General features: G+C 70.3%; 18 protein-coding genes. 6 read left to right on the top strand and 12 right to left on the bottom strand.

The window, feature by feature from the left end; genetic code table 11:
- Window positions 1–23 precede the first annotated feature (23 nt).
- From PV762_RS06815 to PV762_RS06790, 6 genes are read left to right on the top strand one after another with little or no spacing between them, the layout of a single operon-like run.
- On the top strand, window positions 24–815 hold the full coding sequence (locus tag PV762_RS06815) for a type III secretion HpaP family protein (protein ID WP_421034271.1): 792 nt from the start codon (window positions 24–26) through the stop codon (window positions 813–815).
- The gene (locus PV762_RS06810; RefSeq protein WP_421034270.1) at window positions 812–1,924 is read left to right on the top strand and encodes a FliM/FliN family flagellar motor switch protein; all 1,113 of its coding nucleotides are present in this window, start codon (window positions 812–814) and stop codon (window positions 1,922–1,924) included. Before PV762_RS06815 ends, PV762_RS06810 begins: the two co-directional genes overlap by 4 nt.
- Window positions 1,902–2,570: a type III secretion system export apparatus subunit SctR gene (gene sctR, locus PV762_RS06805; protein WP_421034269.1), complete on the top strand. Its 669-nt coding sequence runs from the start codon at window positions 1,902–1,904 to the stop codon at window positions 2,568–2,570. Before PV762_RS06810 ends, sctR begins: the two co-directional genes overlap by 23 nt.
- A gap of 7 nt (window positions 2,571–2,577) precedes the next feature.
- Entirely contained in the window at window positions 2,578–2,841 is a 264-nt protein-coding gene (gene sctS, locus PV762_RS06800) for a type III secretion system export apparatus subunit SctS (RefSeq protein WP_421034268.1), read from the top strand.
- Complete coding sequence (locus PV762_RS06795) at window positions 2,838–3,716, top strand: hypothetical protein (RefSeq protein ID WP_421034267.1); 879 nt, start codon at window positions 2,838–2,840, stop codon at window positions 3,714–3,716. The genes sctS and PV762_RS06795 overlap by 4 nt, the downstream gene beginning before the upstream one ends.
- Window positions 3,713–4,168 (top strand): CesT family type III secretion system chaperone, encoded by a 456-nt coding sequence (locus tag PV762_RS06790; protein WP_421034266.1) that lies wholly within the window; start codon window positions 3,713–3,715, stop codon window positions 4,166–4,168. The genes PV762_RS06795 and PV762_RS06790 overlap by 4 nt, the downstream gene beginning before the upstream one ends.
- 4 nt (window positions 4,169–4,172) lie before the next feature.
- On the opposite strand, the gene PV762_RS06785 is transcribed toward PV762_RS06790, so the two are convergent.
- The 12 genes from PV762_RS06785 to PV762_RS06730 all read right to left on the bottom strand — a co-directional run bounded on the left by PV762_RS06785 (window position 4,173) and on the right by PV762_RS06730 (window position 14,766).
- Window positions 4,173–4,694 (bottom strand): hypothetical protein, encoded by a 522-nt coding sequence (locus PV762_RS06785; RefSeq protein ID WP_421034265.1) that lies wholly within the window; start codon window positions 4,692–4,694, stop codon window positions 4,173–4,175.
- Window positions 4,691–5,437, bottom strand: a complete 747-nt coding sequence (locus tag PV762_RS06780; protein WP_421034264.1) for a hypothetical protein — start codon at window positions 5,435–5,437, stop codon at window positions 4,691–4,693. The genes PV762_RS06785 and PV762_RS06780 overlap by 4 nt, the downstream gene beginning before the upstream one ends.
- Window positions 5,421–7,076, bottom strand: coding sequence for a GspE/PulE family protein (locus tag PV762_RS06775; protein WP_421034263.1), 1,656 nt, complete (start codon window positions 7,074–7,076; stop codon window positions 5,421–5,423). The genes PV762_RS06780 and PV762_RS06775 overlap by 17 nt, the downstream gene beginning before the upstream one ends.
- Window positions 7,073–8,296, bottom strand: a complete 1,224-nt coding sequence (locus tag PV762_RS06770; protein WP_421034262.1) for a type II secretion system F family protein — start codon at window positions 8,294–8,296, stop codon at window positions 7,073–7,075. Before PV762_RS06770 ends, PV762_RS06775 begins: the two co-directional genes overlap by 4 nt.
- 20 nt (window positions 8,297–8,316) lie before the next feature.
- Window positions 8,317–8,748 carry a type II secretion system major pseudopilin GspG gene (gspG, locus tag PV762_RS06765; RefSeq protein WP_421034261.1) on the bottom strand — a complete coding sequence of 144 codons (432 nt, stop codon included), beginning with the start codon at window positions 8,746–8,748 and terminating at the stop codon, window positions 8,317–8,319.
- Between the two features lie 14 nt (window positions 8,749–8,762).
- Window positions 8,763–9,224, bottom strand: a complete 462-nt coding sequence (locus tag PV762_RS06760) for a type II secretion system protein (protein WP_421034260.1) — start codon at window positions 9,222–9,224, stop codon at window positions 8,763–8,765.
- The gene (locus tag PV762_RS06755) at window positions 9,211–9,594 is read right to left on the bottom strand and encodes a type II secretion system protein (RefSeq protein ID WP_421034259.1); all 384 of its coding nucleotides are present in this window, start codon (window positions 9,592–9,594) and stop codon (window positions 9,211–9,213) included. The genes PV762_RS06760 and PV762_RS06755 overlap by 14 nt, the downstream gene beginning before the upstream one ends.
- A 14-nt stretch (window positions 9,595–9,608) precedes the next feature.
- Window positions 9,609–10,151 (bottom strand): type II secretion system protein, encoded by a 543-nt coding sequence (locus PV762_RS06750; RefSeq protein WP_421034258.1) that lies wholly within the window; start codon window positions 10,149–10,151, stop codon window positions 9,609–9,611.
- 2 nt (window positions 10,152–10,153) lie between these two features.
- The gene (locus tag PV762_RS06745) at window positions 10,154–12,595 is read right to left on the bottom strand and encodes a secretin N-terminal domain-containing protein (RefSeq protein ID WP_421034257.1); all 2,442 of its coding nucleotides are present in this window, start codon (window positions 12,593–12,595) and stop codon (window positions 10,154–10,156) included.
- A gap of 12 nt (window positions 12,596–12,607) precedes the next feature.
- Window positions 12,608–13,213 carry a hypothetical protein gene (locus PV762_RS06740; RefSeq protein WP_421034256.1) on the bottom strand — a complete coding sequence of 202 codons (606 nt, stop codon included), beginning with the start codon at window positions 13,211–13,213 and terminating at the stop codon, window positions 12,608–12,610.
- Between the two features lie 10 nt (window positions 13,214–13,223).
- The gene (locus PV762_RS06735) at window positions 13,224–13,955 is read right to left on the bottom strand and encodes a hypothetical protein (protein ID WP_421034255.1); all 732 of its coding nucleotides are present in this window, start codon (window positions 13,953–13,955) and stop codon (window positions 13,224–13,226) included.
- A 331-nt stretch (window positions 13,956–14,286) separates the two neighbouring features.
- Window positions 14,287–14,766 carry an SMI1/KNR4 family protein gene (locus tag PV762_RS06730; protein ID WP_421034254.1) on the bottom strand — a complete coding sequence of 160 codons (480 nt, stop codon included), beginning with the start codon at window positions 14,764–14,766 and terminating at the stop codon, window positions 14,287–14,289.
- Between the last annotated feature and the right edge of the window lie 67 nt (window positions 14,767–14,833).

Genomic DNA, 14,833 nt, shown 5'->3' with positions numbered 1-14,833 from the left:
TTCCCGACCGTGACCGGTTCGCCATGAGCGACGAAGAGATCCGCCGCATCCGGCGCCTCGTCGTCGCGGATCCGCAGATCCCGCCGCTGCCCTTGCCCGTGGACGCGCGCCAGGTGGAGCGCTTCCATCGCGCGCTCGGCACCGTGCGGCGAGCGACCTCGACGACCGACGCCGCGCCTGAGGCGCCGGGATCGGCCCCGCCCCCTCCCCCGGAGTCCGCCACGTCCCCTCGTCACGAGGCGACGCACGCATCGATCGTGGCGGTGCCCTCGCCCACGCGCGAGCGCACGGACCGGGCGGAGCGCCAGGATCGACGTGAGACCGGAGCCTCCTCACGCAGGAAAGAGTCGTCCCGCCACGACGACGCCCTCCTGGTCGACGGTCATCGACCACGTCTGCCCGTGGCTGCCTCAGCGGGCACCGAGGCGCGCGAAGCCGGCCAGGCGCAGGAGGCGGACGCGGAGCAGGCGGCGATGCTCGACCAGACCGTCACCGCGCCGCCAATGCCGATCCCGCACGTGGCCTGGACGCCGCTGCCCGAGGGCTGGGAGCGCGAGCTCGCCGACACGGTCGCGACGTTGTGCCGCAGCAGCGAACCCAACTTCCACAGCTGGACCATCCAGGTGCCGGTGGACGCCGAGACCCTGCCCCACACCGAGCTTCGCCTGTCGTTTTCGCCTCACCAACTGACGCTTCGCTTCAGCACGCAGTCGACGCGCTCGCTCGCCCTAATTTCGGCCCACCAGTCGCAGCTGCGCGCGTTGCTGGTCCGCGCGCTGCCCGGCGACCGGCACATCGAGATCGACATCACATGAACTGGCCGACCTCCCCCGCCTCGACGCCCCCGGCGAACGCCGCCGGCGCTGCCATCGCCGCCACGGACACGCACGCGGACACGGACACGGACACGGCGACGCTCGCAGGACGGTTGCCTGCGATGAGCGCGGAGGACGCGTCGCTCTCCCGTGTGGCGCACGACGCGCGTTTCGCCGACTGGCTGCGTGGCACGCTCCAGCACGCGGGCATCGGCATCGCCCGGCAGCGCGAAGCGATGCCGTGGCGGCTGACGGTCGAATCGATCCACGGGCGCTTCCAACTCGGACTCGACGCCGTCGATTCGCCGGCGCTGCTGCTCGCCTGCGCGCACCAGCCGCGCGACACCGCCTGCGCCGTCGTCACGCTGCTGCTCGCGGGCTGGGCCGAAGCCTTCGCGCCGCTGCTTGGCGCGCTGCGCGTCGTCGATATCGAGCCGCTGGACGGCGTTGCTGCGAGCGCATCGCCGCGTCTCGTTCCCATCGTGCTCGGCGGCGCCATGCCCGTCGCGCTGCTGGACGCCGATCCGGCGGTGCTGGAACGCGTGCTCGTCACCGTCGCCGCGTCCGGCGTCGATCTCAGCCCGCTGGCGGGACTGCCGGTGCGTCCGGTGATCCGTCTGTTCACGCGCGCCCTGCCGCTCGAGGCGCTGCGCGGCCTGCGGGCGGGCGACACCATCCTCACCGGCGGCCAGCCGGCGCTGCTGCGCTGCGGCGTCGGGCGCGCGCTGCGCGCCACCCTTCACATCGATCCCCAGGAGTTCACCGTGCACCTTGCCGAGCCGCCCGCCATTTCCGACGACCCGGCCGCCTTCGAGGCCGCGCCTGCCTCCTTGGAGAGCGCCGAGGCGCCGCAGTCCGCCGGCTCGCTGGACCAGCTGCAGCTGCCGGTCGCCTTCGAGCTGGACACCGCGCGCGTCAGCCTGGCCGAGCTGGCCAGCATGCAGCCGGGTTATGCCGTCGAGCTCGACGTACCGCTGCGTGAGGCCACGGTGCGCCTGGTCTGCCACGGCCGCACGCTGGGCACGGGACAGCTGATCGCCATCGGCGACCACCTCGGCGTGCGCATCACCCGGCTGGAGTTCGCGCATGACGCCCCTGCAGCACGCTGATCCGGTTGCGCTCTTCCTGGTCCTGTTGGCGCTGGCGGCGCTGCCGTTCGCAGCCATGGTGGTCACCTCGTACACCAAGATCTCGATCGTGCTGGGCCTGCTGCGCAATGCGATCGGCGTGCAGCAGGTGCCCCCGAACATGGTGCTCAACGGCGTGGCGATCATCATCTCCTGCTACATCATGGCGCCGGTCTTCATCGAGGCCACCAAGGGCATGAGCGCGGCCTCAAGTGCCTCAGGCGGCGGCGGTTCCAGCACGCAGACGTTGATGGAAGCGGCGAACTCGGCGCGCGAGCCTTTCCGCAAGTTCCTCGACAAACACGCCGAGGAGCGCGAGAAGCAGTTCTTCCTGAAGTCGGCGGCCATCATCTGGCCGGCGGACCAGGCCGCGGCGCTGAAGAAGGACGACCTGATCGTGCTCGCACCGGCCTTCCTGCTGAGCGAGCTGACGGCGGCCTTCCGCATCGGCTTCCTGCTCTACCTGGCCTTCATCGTGATCGACATCGTCATCGCCAACGTGCTGCTGGCGATGGGCCTGTCGCAGGTGACGCCGACCAACGTCGCCATCCCGTTCAAGCTGCTGCTCTTCGTCACGATGGACGGCTGGTCGCGGCTGGTGCACGGGCTGGTGCTGACCTACCGCTGAGGCCGCGATGAACTACGACGTGGTGGTGCAGCTGACCTCCGAGGCGCTGATGATGTGCGTGATGCTGTCGCTGCCGGCGGTGGTGGTGTCGGCGCTGATCGGGCTGATCGTGTCCTTCTTCCAGGCGATCACCTCGCTGCAGGATTCGAGCATCTCGCAGGGCATCAAGCTGCTGGCGGTGACGGGCGTGGTCGTGGTGACGGCGCCCTGGGCGGGGTCCACGCTGATGAAGTTCAGCGAGAACCTGTTCACCGCGGTGTTCCAGAAATGAAGCTCGACCGCGCGCATCAGGGCGCCGAGGCCCAGCAGGCGCGGGAAGCGCAGGAGGCCGCGGGCAAGGGGCAGGCGCGGGGCAGCGGCTCGTCCGGCTACGCGGGCGGCATGCACAAGGGCAATGCGTACCGGCATGCGCCGCGCGCGCAGATGCCGGCGCGGCGCAACACGGGTCCGGCGCCCAAGCCGAGGCCGCGTCCGCCGTCGAACGGCGCGCAAGGCGCGCATCCCGAGGACGAGCATCCGCAGATGCCGATGGACGATCCGAGGCAGATGGCCATGGGTGGAGCCGGCCAGAACACGATGCGCCCCGTGCAGGGCGGCGGCGCCAAGGCGCAGCAGCAGGACGTGGGCGAGCGCCAGGAGAAGGGCTCGATGAGCTCGCCGCCGCGAGCGCGCATGCCGCCTCCGCCGCCCGAGGTCCGCGAAGGCGCGGCCTTGCGGCGGAGCGCATTGCCGGCCGCGGTGATGCTGCGCGCGACGCCGACGCCGGAGGGCAAGCCGCCCGCGGTGCTGCTCGATGCGCTGGCCTCCCTTTACTTCAAGGGCGGTGGAGGCGGCATTGCCGTCGGCGCGATGCGGCTCGCCGCGATGACGGCCGTGGCGCGGCATCTGCCTGCGGACGCGGCGCCATCGCTGTCGGTGGTGAAGGCCGCGGCGGTCGCCTGGTGCGCGGCCAACGGTCCGCCGCCTTCGGCGACCGAGGCGCAGCGCAACGCCAATCTGCTGTTCCCGCTGAACGGCCTGCGCGCCCTCTTCCGCCCGATCGATGCGCTGCGCGACGGCGCGGAGGTGCGCAGCAGCCAGCTGCAACGCGCGCTGACGCCGACGGCCGCCGTCGAGGCCTTCCTCAACAAGGGTTCCCCGTCATGAGCTTCGAGCACTACCAGCACCTGATCGTCGGCCTGTGCGAAGCGGTAGGACTGCCCGATGCGGAGACGGCGCTCTCGCGCAGCGCGATCGAGGTGGAGGGCTTCGAGGTCCTGCTCGGCTACTACGACAACGACCCCGAGGCGATGTACCTGAACTTCACCTTCGGGAGCGTGACCTCGGGGCGCAGCCTGCGCGTGTACCGGCTGATGCTGGAGGCCAACTTGAGCCTCTACGCGCAGGACCAGGCGCAACTCGGCCTGGACGCGGACTCGGGCGTGGTGCTGCTGGTGGTGCGGGTGCCGATGCTGGACGGCGTCGACGGGGCCTACCTCGCCGACACCATCAACCACTACATCGAGCACGGCCGCTACTGGCGCGAGAACATCCTGCTCGCCGAAGACGAGATGTTCGAGAGCTTGTCGTTGGGGGAGTACACGTGGATGCGGGCGTGATCCCTCACGGCCAGTTCGACCGGATCACCGCCTGCCGCCTGGCACCCGACGCTTCGGCCCTGACCAGCGTCCAGCGCTGCACGCTCGCGCCTTCGTTGAGCTGCTCCAGGTAGGCGAGCAGCGCCTTGTAGTCGTCGAACTCCAGCGTCACCTCGGCCGCGCCGCGCGCGGCGTTGAGCTCGATGCCGCCGACGCGCACGCCGTCGACGGCCACGGTCTCCAGCGAGCGCAGCACCGGCTGCATCGGGAACGCCGCCGTGCGCGCCACCGTCAAGGCATCGCGCGCATAGGACGGCGGCACGGCATCGGCCGACGCGCGGTCGGCGCGCATGCGCAGCACGTCCTTCAAGCGCGCGATCTCGGCCGCATCCACATCCGTCCGGGCGACGCGCGCGGTCCGTTCATCCCACGCCAACCAAGCAACCCCGCCCAGCCCCGCCGTCGCGACGGCGCAGAGCGCGCCCCAGAGCGCCAACGCAGCGACAGGCCGCCGCGCCGGCGCGAAGTCCACCTTCAAAGCCCTCATGCCGGAACCCCCTTACGGAAGGGCAGCACGGCATCGACCTGCTGACCCGGCAGCGCGCCGGTGTCGAATTCGATCAGCTCGATCCCGCCCGACGGCAGGTCGTGCGTCACCAGCGCCCGGTTGAGGACGACCGTCGCGGACTCGCCGTCCAGCGGATAGGTCTGCGCCACGCGATACGTGTCGCCCTCGGCGATCAGCAGCACCAGCTCGTCGCTGTCCGCCACGGCGAGACCGGCGGCCACCGTGGACACCGACGTGGACACGGCACGGCCTTCAAGCGTCGATTCGATCGCCAGCGCCCACCAGGGGCGCACGCTCTTCAACGAGCGGCCGTCGAGCGCCACGAGCGCATCCCGCCACGCCGCATCGATGGCCACGGCCATCTTCGGCGACGACTGACCGCCGTCCAGCCACACCGGACTGCCGGCGGGCAGTCCCACCCGGTCCTCGACCAGGGCCGCCGCGATCGCCGTCCATTCGCTCTTTCCCGCCACGCCCTCCCCCGCCACGCCGGCCACCTCCGGCAGCAGGAACGGGCGGCAGACCGCGCCGCTCACCGTCACCCGCAGCGAAGTGCCGCGCGGCAGGTCCCGAATCCCGGCGGACAGGGCCGCCAGCGCCGACTCCCGTCCGTCGACGTCCGCCGCCACCAGCAGCGCGCCGCCCAGCGACAGCCGCACCGCGCGCTCGCCCGCATAGGCGATCGCCGTCCGCGCCGACGCGCGCTTACCAGCCCACCACACGCTTGATCTCCTCAGCGCTCGATTCGCGCCGGCTCACCATGTCCGCGCCCAGTTGCGACAAGGTCCGGATGCCCTGCCGATAGACGTGCTCCCGCAAGGCCGAGACCGGCGCGCCGGTCGTGACCAGGTCGCGGAAACCGTCGTCGATCGTGTGCACCTCGGCGATCACCCGACGGCCCTTGTAGCCGGTGCCGCCGCAGCGCTCGCAGCCGACGGCCATCGGCATCGTCTCCGGTCGAGCGAGCCCCATGTCGACGAACCACTGCTGCTCGCGCGGCTGCGCCGGCCGGTCGCCCACGCAATGCGGGCAGATGCAGCGCACCAGCCGCTGCACGATCACGCCGTTGAGCGCCGCCATGAAACCGAACATGTCCAGGTCGAAATGCTTGAAGCGCCCCGTCACGTCGAACACGCTGTTCGCATGGACCGTCGTGAGCACCTGATGCCCGGTGAGCGCCGACTGCACCGCGATCTCGGCCGTCTCCGCGTCGCGGATCTCGCCCACCAGGATGCGGTCGGGGTCGTGACGCAGGATGGACCGCAGCCCCTTGGCGAAGGTCAGCCCCTTGCGCTCGTTCACCGGCACCTGCAGCACGCCGGCGAGTTCGTACTCGACCGGGTCCTCGATGGTGATGATCTTCTCGATGCCGTTGTTGACCTCGGACAGCGCCGCGTACACCGTCGTCGTCTTGCCGCTGCCCGTCGGTCCCGTCACCAGCAGCATGCCGTGCGGCAGGCCGGCCAGTTCGCGGATCATCGCGGCACCCGCCGCGTCGAAGCCGAGCAGGTCCAGCGACACCTGGTCCGCCGGATCGCGCAACTGCGCCTTGTCCAGCAAGCGCAGCACCGCGTCCTCGCCGAACACGCTCGGGATGACGGACACGCGCAGATCGATCTCCCCGCCGCCCAGCGCGATGCGGAAGCGCCCGTCCTGCGGCAGCCGCCGCTCGGTGATGTCGAGTTGCGCCAGTACCTTGATGCGGGAGATCGCCTCTTCCGCGCCGCGCGAGCCCTCCAGCCGGCCGTGCGGCATGAGCACGCCGTCGCGGCGCAGGCGCACCGTCACGCCCTGGCGGTCGCATTCGAAGTGGACGTCGCTGGCGCCGACCTCGTACGCGCGGCGCAGCGCCTGATCGACGAAGACCACCACCGGGCCGTCGGCCGCAGTCGCGCCATTCGACGATCCCTCCGCAGAACTGTCCGCCGAGCCGGGCGCGCGGGTCGCCGTCGCGGCGCTGGCACCAGACCACGCATCCAGCTGCGCGCGCGTGACCGCGATCGCCGCGATGCGCCGGCCCGCCGCCTGCGTCGCACGCCGCAGCGCGGCCTCGTCCCAGGGATCGGCCATGGCCAGCCGCAGCCGGTCCGGATCGCCGTCCAGCCGCACTGGCACCGCGCACAACTGCCGCGCCAGCGCAAGGCCGCCCGCGCCCAGCAGCGCGGGGTCCGCGACGGCGCGATCCGCGGCGGCGCCGTCCAGCATCTCCATGCCGCCGGTCTCGCGCAGCAGCGCGCGCAAGTCCTGACCCCAGCTACCGCGCAGCAGCAGGTCGAGCACGGCGTCCGCGCCGGCCTGGGCGGCCTGACGACGCGCGGCCTGCAGCGCGGTGCGGAAGTCGGAACGGGAATCGGTGTTCATCGGATGCTGCTCGCGATGTCGAAGATGGGCAGGTACATGAGCACGACAATGCTGCCGACCAGCAGCGAGACCAGCAGCAGCATCACCGGCTCCACGATGCGCGTGGCGCGATCCATGAAGGCGGCGAAGTTGCCGGCGTGGCGCTCGGCGATGGTCTGCAGCACGCGCTCGAAGTTGCCGGAGCGCTCGCCCACGGCCAGCAGCCGCTGCGTGACGGTGTCGGTCAGGCCGTACTCGGAGAACGCGCTGGACACGCGCACGCCGCGCGTCAGCGCCAGGCGCGCGTCGCGCATCGCGTGGTCCATGTCGGCGCCCAGGGCCAGGCCTTCGCAGCGCAGCAGCGTCTCGTCCAGCGTGTAGCCGCCGCGGAACATCACCGTCATCGAGTGGTACAGCTTTGCCAGCCGGAACTCCCGCAGCGCGCGCCGCACCGGCGGAATGACCGCGGCGGCGCGCATCGCCGCGCGCTGGATCGCGCCCTGGCGCCACGCCACCACGCCCAGCGCCGCCAGCGCCGCCGCGCCGGCCAGCAGACCGAGGCGGTGTTCCCGCACGAAGGTACTGGCCAGCGTCAGCAGATGGGTGGACCAGCTCATCTCGCCGCGCAGGTCCGCATACATCGACGCGAAGCGCGGCAGCACCACGACGATCAGGAAGCCGCTCACCAGCAGGCCCAGGCCCAGCACCAGGCTTGGATAGATGGCGGCGCTGACGACCTTCTTGCGCAGTGTCTCGACCATCTCGTGGTATCGCAGGAATTCGGACAGCGCCTCGGCCAGCGAGCTGCTGCGCTCGCTGGCGCGCACGCTGGCGACCAGCACCATCGGGAAACGCCCCAGCGCCTCCATCGCCACCGACAGGGCCTTGCCCTGATGCAGCTGCGCCAGCAGGGACGACTGCAGCTCGGCGCGCGCGCCGTCCGCGCCGGACTGCGCCTGCAGCGTCTCGATCGCCTCGACCACCGTCATGCCGGCCACCAGCAGCGTGCGCAACTCCTGGCACCACCAGGCGATGTCCAGCGCGCTCGCGCGGGCGCCCGCGGTTCCCGCACTCGCGGTGCCGACGGCGCGCATTGTGGCGGGCTCCCGGAACGGCTCCGCGGCGAGCACCTTGCGGCCGTCGGGCAGCTGCGTTCCCAACGACTCGCGCGAGGTCACCTCCATCAGCTCCTCGCTGATGGACAGGTGCACGGGGTCGAGCAGGCGGACGCGGAGCTTCATGTCTGGACCGTGTCAGGCACTCAGAGCTGGACGTCGGCGTCGTCGCCGGTGCCACCGGCGACGCGGTCCCGGCCGAAGCTGAACAGCTCGTAGTCCTTGCCGGGCTGCTGCGACGGGATGCGGTACTGGTAGGCCATGCCCCAGGGGTCGTTGGGCAGCTCGCCCTTCAGATACGGGCCGCGCCAGCGCGGATCGTTGGCGTCGCTGCGCACCAGCGCTGCCAGGCCCTCGCCCGTGTCGGGAAAACGCCCCATGTCGATGCGGTAGGCCTGCAGCGCCTTGTCGATCGCGTCGAGCTGCGCCTTGGCCGTCGTCACCTCGGAGCGCGAGATCTGCGCCAGGAAGCGCGGACCGACGATGCCGGTCAGCAGGCCGATGATGAGGATCACCACCAGCAGCTCGAGCAGCGTGAAGCCGTGGGAACGATGTGAACGACGGGCGATGGGGGTCATGTTGCTCTGGTCTCTCATTTCTCGGAGTCCACGACGAACTTCCAGTCCGAATAGCGTTGGGCCGGCTGCAGCAGCAGACCGGGGCGGCGCACGGCGCCGGCGATCAGGGGCGTTTCCTCGCTGAGGCTCTGGACGCCGCGGATGCGGCCGTCTTCGCCGCGCACGACGCTCCACCGTCCGGTGGCGCCCACCGGATCGGGATAGAGGCGGCGAAGATGCCTCACGGTGCCGACGAAGCGCTGATCCAGCAGCAGTTCCTCAAGCTCCTGAGGCAGACGCTTGTCGGTGCCCGGCGAGCTGCGACGGTACCGCTCCAGCGCTTGCACGTAGAGCGCGCCGACGCGCAGCAGCTGCTGTTCCTTGTCGCGCCGGGCCGCATCGGCCCAGGACTGCGCGGCCACCGACAGCGCCGCCGACGTCAGCGCCACCAGCACCAGCACCGCCACCAGACCGAAGCCGCGATCACCACGAGGCATAGCTGCTCCCGTCCGCGGCGATCTCGCGCGCGCCGCTGCGCACGTCGAAGACGCCCTCGCCGTCGGCGTTGCCGGCGCGCGGCGGCAGGGCGACCCAGGTGTCGGCGCGGCTCGTCACCGGGTCGACGGGAATGGCGCGCAGGTAGCGCCGCTCGACCAGTTCGGGCAGTTCCTTCGGATAGCGGCCCTGGTCGCTGTAGAACTTGTCGATGGCGTCGCGCATCGCATGCAGGTTGTGGCGCAGCGCGGTGTCGCGCGCGCGGTCGACGTGCTGGACGTACCGGGGCGCGGCCACGCTGAGCAGCAGCGCCAGCGCGGCCAGCACCACCAGCAGCTCGATGACGGTGAAACCCCGCGCGGTCCGCTTCATGATGTCGCGCGCCTTCACCATTGCTTCAGCGGCACGCCGTTGAGACCTGTCGCCGGGGACTTCGAATACACGTCGTAGACCTCCGCGCCGGGCTGGGGGTTGTCGGCATCGGACTGGTAGCCGCGCAGGCCCCAGCTGTCCTCGGCGGACACGCCGGGATCCGCGAACGGGTCGCGCGGCACGCGGCGCAGGAAGCGGATCGTCTGGCCCTGGTGCTCGGTGCGCGCGTCGGCGACTTCAAGCGTCAGGCTGTGAAGCGTCTCGGGATACGGCGGCCGGTCGCTGGGGCCCAGCACCGCGCCGGACTCGCGCGCGACGCGGTAGGCGTCCAGCGCATCGCGGATCTCCCACAGCGCGCGCTTGAGTTCGCGCTCCTTCTCGCGCTGCGCCGTCATCTCCGCCATGGGCAGCGCCAGCGAGGCGAGGAAACCCAGGATGCCCAGGCACACCAGCAGCTCGATCAACGTGAAGCCGCGCCGCTTCCGACGCGCGCTCGCACCGACGCCACCGACGCGGCGGCCGACGGCGGCGCAAGCAGGCGCGCGATGCGACCTCATCGTCACTTCACCTCGATGACGGCAGGCGCCGGCAGCGTGGGCCGTTCGCCGTTGGGTTCGAGTGAGACCGGCTGCGCGGTGCCGACGCGCACCTCGGCGCGACCGGCGGCCGCGGTCTTGAAGCGCAGCTTGAAGACGCTGCCCGCGCCGTCCGCGGCCGTCGCCTGGTTGCGCAGCACGCTGAGGTTGACGCGACCGGATTCGACGCGCTTGCTGAAGCTGGTGACGGCGCCGCCCTTGCGGAAGAAGTCATCTTCGTCGGCGTCGACCAGCGTCAGCTTGTCGGCGCTGTACTGCAGCTCGGTCATGAGGCCGCGCAGGTTGGCGTCTCGCAGGTCCAGGCGAACTTCGACGGTGTCGCCGACCTTGGCCTGCGGCGGCGCGGTCAGCGACAGCGCCGGCATCTTTCGCATCGATGGGTCGGCGGCGCCGGGCTGACCCGATGCCGGCAGCGCACCGACCGCGCCGGACGGTCCGGCGACGCCAACCGTTCCCGGCGCTGGGACTCCCGGCGTTCCCGCCGCACCGGGTGCAACGGGTGCACCTGAAGCGCCAGGTGCGCCCGGCACGGCCGGCTTGGCTTCAGCCTGCGGCGTGTTGAACTGCAGTCCGCCGACCTGGCGCAGCTTGGGCGACGCTTCTGTGCCGACCCACATCTCGGACTCGCTGGCGTTGAGGCGCTTGACGTTGCGCAGCACACGCGGCGTGATGGCGAGCAGCAGTTCCGAGCGTTTGCCGTCGTCGAGCTGGCTGGAGAACAGCCGTCCGAGCACCGGCAGGTCGCCGAGGCCGGGCACGCGGCTGGAGGTCGCGCGCTCGTCGCGGCTGATGAGTCCGGCCAGCAGCTGGGTTTCGCCGTCGCGCAGGCGCAGCAGCGTCGTGGCGTTGCGGGTGCCGATCTGGTACGCGATGGAGCCGGCGGAGGTCTTGATCGACGTCCCGAGCGAGCTGACTTCCAGCGCGACCTTGATGGCGACCTCGTCGTCGGCGAAGACGGTGGGCTCGACGTCGAGCTTGAGGCCGACGTCCAGGTAGCTGATGCTCTCCGAGATGAAGTTGCCGGTGCCCGTCGTGGTGGACACGACCGGGATCTTGTCGCCGATCATGATCTTGGCCTTCTCCTTGTTGCGCACGCGCAGTTTCGGATTGGCCAGCGTGGAGCTGTCGCCGACCTCGCGGCGCAGGTTGACCAGGATGTTGTTCGGGTTGAGGCCGACGCCGATGCGGTTGCGGCCGAGGTTCTCGAAGTCCGCGAGCGTCAGCTGCGAGCTGTTGCCCGTGGGCAGCGGCGTCAGCGAGAACGAGGTGGGCAGCTTGACGCCGAGTTCGGTCAGACGCGTGGCGTTGACCTCCAGCACCTCGACCTCAAGCAGCACCTCAGGCTCGGCGCTGTCGAAGACGGCGAGCAGGCGTTCGGCGAGCTGGATGTTCTCGGGCGAGTCGCGCAGCGCGAGCAGGTTGGAGCGTTCGTCGACGAAGGGTTCGCGGATCTTGAGCATCGCCTTGAGGAAGGCGGCGGCGCCCTTGGGATCGCTGTTGGCGAGGTTGAACACGCGCACCAGCTGCTCCTGGTACTCGCGGTGTTTCTCGGCGGTGTTGGGATAGATGACGATGGTGCGCGGATCGATGACCTTCTTGGCCAGCTGGTTGGTGGACGTGATCAGGTCCAGCGCGTCCTCGACCTTGGCCTGGCGCAGCAGCACGGTGACGCGGACGTCGGCGCGCACGTCGCGGTCGAGCACGAAGTTGATGCCGCTGTGGCGGGTCACCACGTCGAGCACGGTGCGCAGGCTGGCGTCGCGGAAGTCCAGCGAGATCGGACGGGATTCGGTCAGCGCGCCGTTGAGCGCCTGGACCTGCGCGCTGCGCTGGTCGCTGAGCAGCCGGCGCTGCAGATCCTGCAGGCCGCCGTGGCGGGGGTTGTCCTTGAGCGCCTGCTCCAGCACGCGCAGGGCGCGCTCGGGCTGCTTGGCTTCGACCCACTTCTGGGCGGCGGCGAGGTCCGCGGCGCCCTTGCGTTCGAGCTCCATGTCCGAGAGCAGCGCCTGCACGCGGGCGTTCGTCGGATCGAGCTCGAGCGCCTGGCGCAGCGTGGCGGCGGCCTCGTCGAACTGGCCCGCGGCGCGCTGGGTCAGCGCCTGCGAGATCAGCCGCATCTGCGCTTCGGAGCGCGCCTGCAGCAGCGTGGTGCGCAGGGCGGTGCTCTCGGGGTACTCGCGCAGGCCGTTCTCGAGCGTGCTCATCGCCTCGCGGTACTGGCCACCGGCGAGGGCCTTGCGGGACTCGTCGCGGATGCGGGTCTCGGCGCAGCCGGCCAGGAGCAGCAGCAGTGCGAGCGCGCCGGCGACGAACGGGGTCGTCGAGGCGGCGCGTCGGGGTGCGCTGGAACGATCGAGGCGATCGAGGCTAACGAAGCGATCGGAGCGAACGGAACGTTGGAACATCGGGCGGGCGGATCAGGGTGACGGCGCGGCCGCGGGAATGCGGATCACGGCGCGCTGCTGGAGGGGGTCGTGGATGAGACGGATCTCGTCGTCGGTGATCGCTTCGACGCGGTAGCCCTCGTCCAGGCGCGTGCCGGTCTCGACGAGCAGGTCCTTGTCGGCCCGCGCGAGGTAGACCTTGCGCTGGCCTTGGGGATCGATGAACTGGCCGAGGAAGCGGTAGTTCAGCGCTGGCGCCTGCGGTGGGGGCGGCGGCGGCGGAGGGGGTGGCGGCGGAGGCGGCGGCGGAGCCGGCGGCTGCGGGATCGAGAACGGGTCGCGGTCGGCGGCTTCGAGCGGCTGCTCGGGCAGGCGGCCGGGGACGGCGGCCAGGGCGAGCGGCTGTCCGGGTCCGACGCTGCGCGCGGTCGACGGCATCGGGGGGCGCGGCGCGGGCGAACTCGGGCCGCCCTGCCCGGCCGGTGCCGGCGCGGTGGCGGCGACGACCGGCGGATCGGCCGGAGCCAGCATGGCCCAGACGCTCGCGACGGCGCTCAGACCGAGCGCCCAGCGCAGACCGGGGCGAAGGCCTTTGGTTGGAGCGGTGGTCGTGGCCGAAGTGGAAGCGCGCTTGAACATCGATGCGCTTTCAGCGAGAGGTCGACGACGCGGAGGCCGGCGACGCAGGTGACGCAGGCAATGCTGCCGACGCAGGCGATGCGGCATCCGCCAACGGTCGGCTCAACCAGGTCGCGACGACGCGGGCTTCCAGATCGCCGCCGGCGGGTGCGGCTGGGGTGCGAGCCGCATTCATCGTGTTGATCGCATTCGCCGCGTTCATCGGCGCAAAACCGCCGGCCGCATTTGGAGCAGCGCCGGCAGCGCGACGCAGCGAGATCTGCTGCAGCACGGCCTGCTGCGCGTCGCGCGTGAGGAGCTCGGCCAGCACCGTCTTGATCGCGGCGTAGCTGCCGCGCAGGTTGACGTCCAGGCTCATGCGTCCGAGCGTGTTGGCGGTCGGCGCCTGCTGAGCGGTAGAGATCGCGGTGACGAGGACCGACTGCGACTCGGCGGCCTCGCGCAGATGCGTGACGGCGCGCGCGGACGATTGCGTCAGCGGCAGGCGTGTGGCGAAGGGCGAGACGTCGGCGGCAGGCGCGGCGGCGGCCTTGGCGCGCAGCGCGGTCAGCTCGGTGCGTGTGGCCTGCTCATTCGCGAACGCGCGGTGTTCGGCCTGACGGGCAAGGACCAGCAACGCGGTCGCGACGAGCGGCGGCACGAGCGCGGCGACGACCCACACGGCAGTCGGCGCGTGCACGAGGCGCTGCTTGAGCGTGCCCAAGTCCGTCAGCGCACGCCAGTCGATGGCGGTCAGGCGCATGACGGGCTCGACGCGGGAGCGGGACGGAGGGACGCGGCCAGAACTGCTGCCGGATGCATGACAGGCTCCGGGCTAGCCGAACGACTTCGAAGCAGGCGCAGCGCGCCGCAGCGCGTCAGATGCGCGCACGACAGAAAACTTCATGGGTTCCTCCCTGATCCGCGGCGCTGGGCGCGCCGCGCGGCCTGATTCTTTCTTTTGGCCGGACGCGACTTTACCGTGACGGGACGGCAGAAGGTCTGAGGCGATGCGGGAGGTGGGTAGAGGATTGCCCTAGGTGCGCGGGAGCGGCTTCTTCGCCTCCTGGCATTGTGGCTTCACCGCTCAACCCTCAATCGTACGCGTCTCCAAGACTCTCAAATTGCGGATCCAGCCAATACAAGCCACGCCCTCCATATGCGATTGTCTTCTCGAGAAAATCAGCAAAGCTTGTGGCAACCACCGAACAAGATCCAGCGACGGCATGTCGATCGATGTAACTGTCATAACACCGACCCATTCGCTCAGGATGCAGATCTATGGATACAAACTGGTCCGCCCCTGAGGTGGCCACAATGTACCAATAGTCCGATCGGTCATCTTGCGGGCCCAACCCCAGAATCGCCAAATTTGCAGGCTCGAATTCCGCTGGGCCAACTATTTCAAAGGGAAACAGTGATTTATTAAATAGGCACAAGCCACCGCAAAGACTGTAGAAATCTGCGAGCTCACTCGAAAGTTCCAGCCCGGTAACCCTCTTTGGCCACCCTACAGGCGAATGAACAATACACCCATCGAGTCCTCGAAAATATTCGAGCTTATTTCGAAACATTATTTCAAGAATAATCCCGAGAATGAGTCAGACAACCTCGCTTGAATCTCCACAGGCGGTCGACTCC

Source organism: Mitsuaria sp. CC2, from assembly GCF_048957715.1.
Lineage (GTDB): Bacteria > Pseudomonadota > Gammaproteobacteria > Burkholderiales > Burkholderiaceae_C > Roseateles.
The sequence above is the reverse complement of the archived record's forward strand: the minus strand, read 5'-3'. Positions and strand labels throughout refer to the sequence as shown.